Below are 3,847 nucleotides of genomic sequence, written 5' to 3' on the forward strand. Positions count from 1 at the left end.
AGCAGTTAATCATCGTTCCCAATAACAGTTTACATCTGTTTCCCATTCACGCTGTCCCCTTGAATCCAACTCAGCGCCTGATTGACCGTTTTTCAGTTCGCTATTTCCCCAACCTGCAAATCTGGAAAATCTGTCAAAACCGCCAAAGGTCTCGCGATTCGTTTCTCGGCATTGAAAACCCCACGGAGGACAAAGATTTAATCTTTGCTAAGGCAGAAATGGCTAGTATTTGCCAGGGTCGTAACTTTACCAAACCGGAAGTTTGGACCGGCAGGCAAGCCAGAAAATCCAAGATTCTGGAATCGGCAAAAAATTACCATTGCTTCCACTTTTCCGGTCATGCAGAGTACAATTTTAAGAATCCCCTAGACTCCTATCTGATGCTATCGGAAGACCACAAAGAGAACCTCACCCTGAGTAACCTATTTGCCGACTTGCACCTCCCCGACGCTGACTTAGTGACCCTTTCCGCCTGCTGTACCGGGGTGGTGGATGCCTTTCAACCCACGGATGAGTGTTTGGGGATTGCTACCGGGTTCCTCCTGGCGGGTGCGAAAGCGGTTGTCAGCAGTCTGTGGAAAGTCAATTCCATCGCCACTGCGTTTCTCCTGGATGAGTTCTACCGCCAGCTAGAACAGACCTCGGATAAAGCAATTGCGCTGCAAAAGGCTCAAAACTGGTTGCGAACTCGCACGGCAGATGAGTTGAGAAACCGCGCAAATGACTGGGATTTGAGTAAACTAGAACCTAAAGAGAAGTTTCGCTTGGAAAGGGCGCTGAAGCGTTTACAGGGGATTTCCTTTGAGAATCCTTACTTTTGGGCGGCGTTTATTGTGACTGGAGTTTAAACCATGAGTAACAGCGATATCCAGATGAGTGAGAGCGATTTTTTTATCTGTGTGGCATTTCACGAAATGCTGGGGCTTTCCGGTACAGAAGAACAGAAAAAACTAGATCGCGAAACTGCTATTTCTATTGCCCATTATTTAACTGAACTCCCACCGGAAGATAAACTTAACCCCGCCGCGATGGCAAATCATATCCCCGCATTCTGCCAGCAACCGGGGAATGAACAGCTAAACGAATGGTTTGGAGAAATTTACGATCGCCTCGATGAAGATGGTATCGATAAACTGGTGAAAAACCGTCGCGACCCTGACGATGAAGCGGATGGCCCCTCTATCACCCCGAAACAACTCAAGAATGAAGGGCGCGATATTTTAAAATACCTGCAAAAATGGACAACTGAGATGGAGCAAAAAACAAAGAGAGCAACCGAAGATGATAACCAGCCAGCTTCCTAAACTTCTGTGTCCAACCCTCCACTTTTATCATTATGTGTTGCGAAATGGGCTGAATGATTCGGATGAGCAATTAAAAGCTCGTCGTGATTATTTTACTAAAAATTTGTATGAAATTACCTCTCATTTAACTAGCAAAAAAGGTGAAAATGCGGGTGGTTTCGTCCGATTAATTTCTCCGGAGCAAGATTGGTCACCGTCGGGGAGTTTGCTGGATTTGACGTTGGAGGCAATTCCAGACGACTGCAAACGAACAAATAGCGATCGCCTATATTTACAAACCGGGACTTCTACCAGTCGCATTGGAGTCTGGCGCTTGAATGATACCTATTTACTGCGCTTTACCAGGTATATTTCATCAGCAGAAGGCCAGCAATCCCTAAAAACTTTTGGCGATCTCGGCGACCATCTTTGTAATCTGCCAATTGAACTGGGACAGACCGCGATTCTGGCGGGAATTATACCACAAAATGAGTATCAAGACAACCCAAGTATTGATATTGCGGCTGAATGTTTAAGCCAATATTGCGGAGAAGACCCAAAACTCATCTCGCCTCGTTTAATTGACACTAATTTTCTAGGGAGTCCTTTCTATCTTTATCCCAAATCGGTGAAAGCCAAGACATTGAATGATTTTCCTGTTCAATCCACCCATCTCATGGGAGTGATTCTCTACCCAAATGTTGAAGCCGAGAAAAAAGCGAATAAATTTTATAATGTCCTGCAAGATATGCTCCTTAGTTATCATAAAATTGACTTTTTCTACTCCCAAAGTCTTGCTTTAAAAAAGTTGGTGGGTCAGCAATATAAAGAAATTGAACAGCTAACGGAGGACTATGCAAACACGAACTGGAATAAAGAATCGCTCAAAAAGCTACCCCACGATTCCTTAGAATACTACAAAAAACTCTCTTTCCTCTCTGACCAAAAGGAAACTATCCGGGTGAACTTACATAATTATCGAGGATGTCTTAAACAAATAGAAGAAGATAAAGATATAGGTGAGAAATTAGAGGGATTTCTGGCTAATTTTGTCAATGATGCGGAGCATTATTTAGAGCAGATTCAAACTACTATCGGATTTATGAGTCCGGGTCTGAAATTGTATGATAAACTGATGTTGAGTGTGCAAACTCAAGTGAGTATTGATGATGAGAGAATCCAGAAAAAACAGAGTGACCAGCAACAAAAGTTAGGTCAATTACTCACCGGGTCTTGTGCAGCGATCGCAGTCGGACAAATCCTGACTCCGGCTATCACACTCAGCGTTTCCCAGTATTATATCGACAAAGATCCATCCCAGCCCCCCTCCGTGACTAGCTTATGGGTGGGAGGATTTCTGACGATTATTTTAAGCCTCTTATCCGGTTGGGTGGTGAGTCAGTTAGTTTACCGATGGTTTACCCAGCCAGAATCAGATGAAACTACCCAACGGCGATCGGGCTGAACTGGGTAACAAAATTACCGTAAAGGCCAACACAAAGCTAAACTTTCTGCTAATCGCCTTGGCATCACCAGCAACAACGCCGAAATCTTCAAGAACGCAATTCGTCAGGCTGCAACTTGAGCACTGTCCACCTTACTGTCGGTGGGCAGTGCCCACCCTACAATTGCTACAAATTGGTGAAAAATTGTTGACAAATTCAAAGTTTTGTGCAAATTACTATTTAAGCAAAAAGTGTGGGCAAAAAAAGGTATTTCCATCAACAACCGAATGACAAATGACAAATAACAAATGACAAATAACAAATGACAAGCGAGTTAGCAAGTTTCAATCTCTGATTTATGGAAATTCTAAAGTAGGGATTTGAGTGGTAAGGTGAACCCAGGGACAACAGTTTCACCGTTTAAGGTTGCGGTTGCAGGATATTGGGTGATGGAACCGTCAGCGCGATAAACAAATCCCTGTTGATTTTGGCGATCGATTAACCATCCCAACTGCACGCCATTTTCAATATATTCTTGCATTTTATCCTTGAGTTTTTCTAATCCGTCAGTTTTGGAGCGAATTTCTATGACAAAATCGGGAGGGAGATTTAAAAATTCATCGGTGCCTTGATCCCATCCTTGGGGTAAACGTCCTTTCGCTACAAAGGCAGCATCAGGCGATCGCACTGCACCATTGGCTAATTTAAACCCAGCACTCGAACTAAAAACTTCCCCCAAATCGTGCTGTTCTACCCAATACAATAGATAGGCACCGGCTTTCAGTTCTCGATTACTAGAAATTCCTTCAGTGGGTGGCATAGTCTCTAACGTTCCATCTGCATTCCGCTCAAATCTCAATTCAGGGTTTTGTGAACTGACTTGCATCAGTTCTTCATCGGTTAAGGTATAAAACTTTTGTACCATTATTTTACCTCGAAACACTCCCATTTAAAGGGGGATTCTTTGATTTAATATAACAATTTTAGCAATTGTAGGGGGTGCATCTGATGTTAGGCAACCACCACCCCGCCCTACGGGCACCCCTCCAAAGGAGGGGAATTTTCCCCATTCCCCTCCTCTGGAGGGGTGCCCGTAGGGCGGGGTGGTGACTCTGGAGG

General features: G+C 44.0%; 4 protein-coding genes. 3 read left to right on the top strand and 1 reads right to left on the bottom strand.

Features of this window, described 5'->3' with window-relative positions; translation table 11 throughout:
* The 3 genes from J0895_RS19325 to J0895_RS19335 form a co-directional block, all read left to right on the top strand.
* A partial coding sequence (locus J0895_RS19325; protein ID WP_207089635.1) for a CHAT domain-containing protein occupies positions 1 to 848 on the top strand: 848 nt, incomplete at its 5' end.
* Positions 849 to 851: 3 nt separating this feature from the next.
* Entirely contained in the window at positions 852 to 1,304 is a 453-nt protein-coding gene (locus J0895_RS19330; RefSeq protein WP_207089636.1) for a hypothetical protein, read from the top strand.
* Entirely contained in the window at positions 1,282 to 2,748 is a 1,467-nt protein-coding gene (locus J0895_RS19335; protein WP_207089637.1) for a hypothetical protein, read from the top strand. The genes J0895_RS19330 and J0895_RS19335 overlap by 23 nt, the downstream gene beginning before the upstream one ends.
* 347 nt (positions 2,749 to 3,095) lie before the next feature.
* Here J0895_RS19335 and J0895_RS19340 read toward each other — a convergent pair whose 3' ends face one another.
* Positions 3,096 to 3,653 carry a Uma2 family endonuclease gene (locus tag J0895_RS19340; protein ID WP_207089638.1) on the bottom strand — a complete coding sequence of 186 codons (558 nt, stop codon included), beginning with the start codon at positions 3,651 to 3,653 and terminating at the stop codon, positions 3,096 to 3,098.
* Between the last annotated feature and the right edge of the window lie 194 nt (positions 3,654 to 3,847).

The sequence above is a fragment of the Phormidium pseudopriestleyi FRX01 genome, from assembly GCF_017313335.1.
GTDB lineage: Bacteria > Cyanobacteriota > Cyanobacteriia > Cyanobacteriales > Laspinemataceae > Laspinema > Laspinema pseudopriestleyi.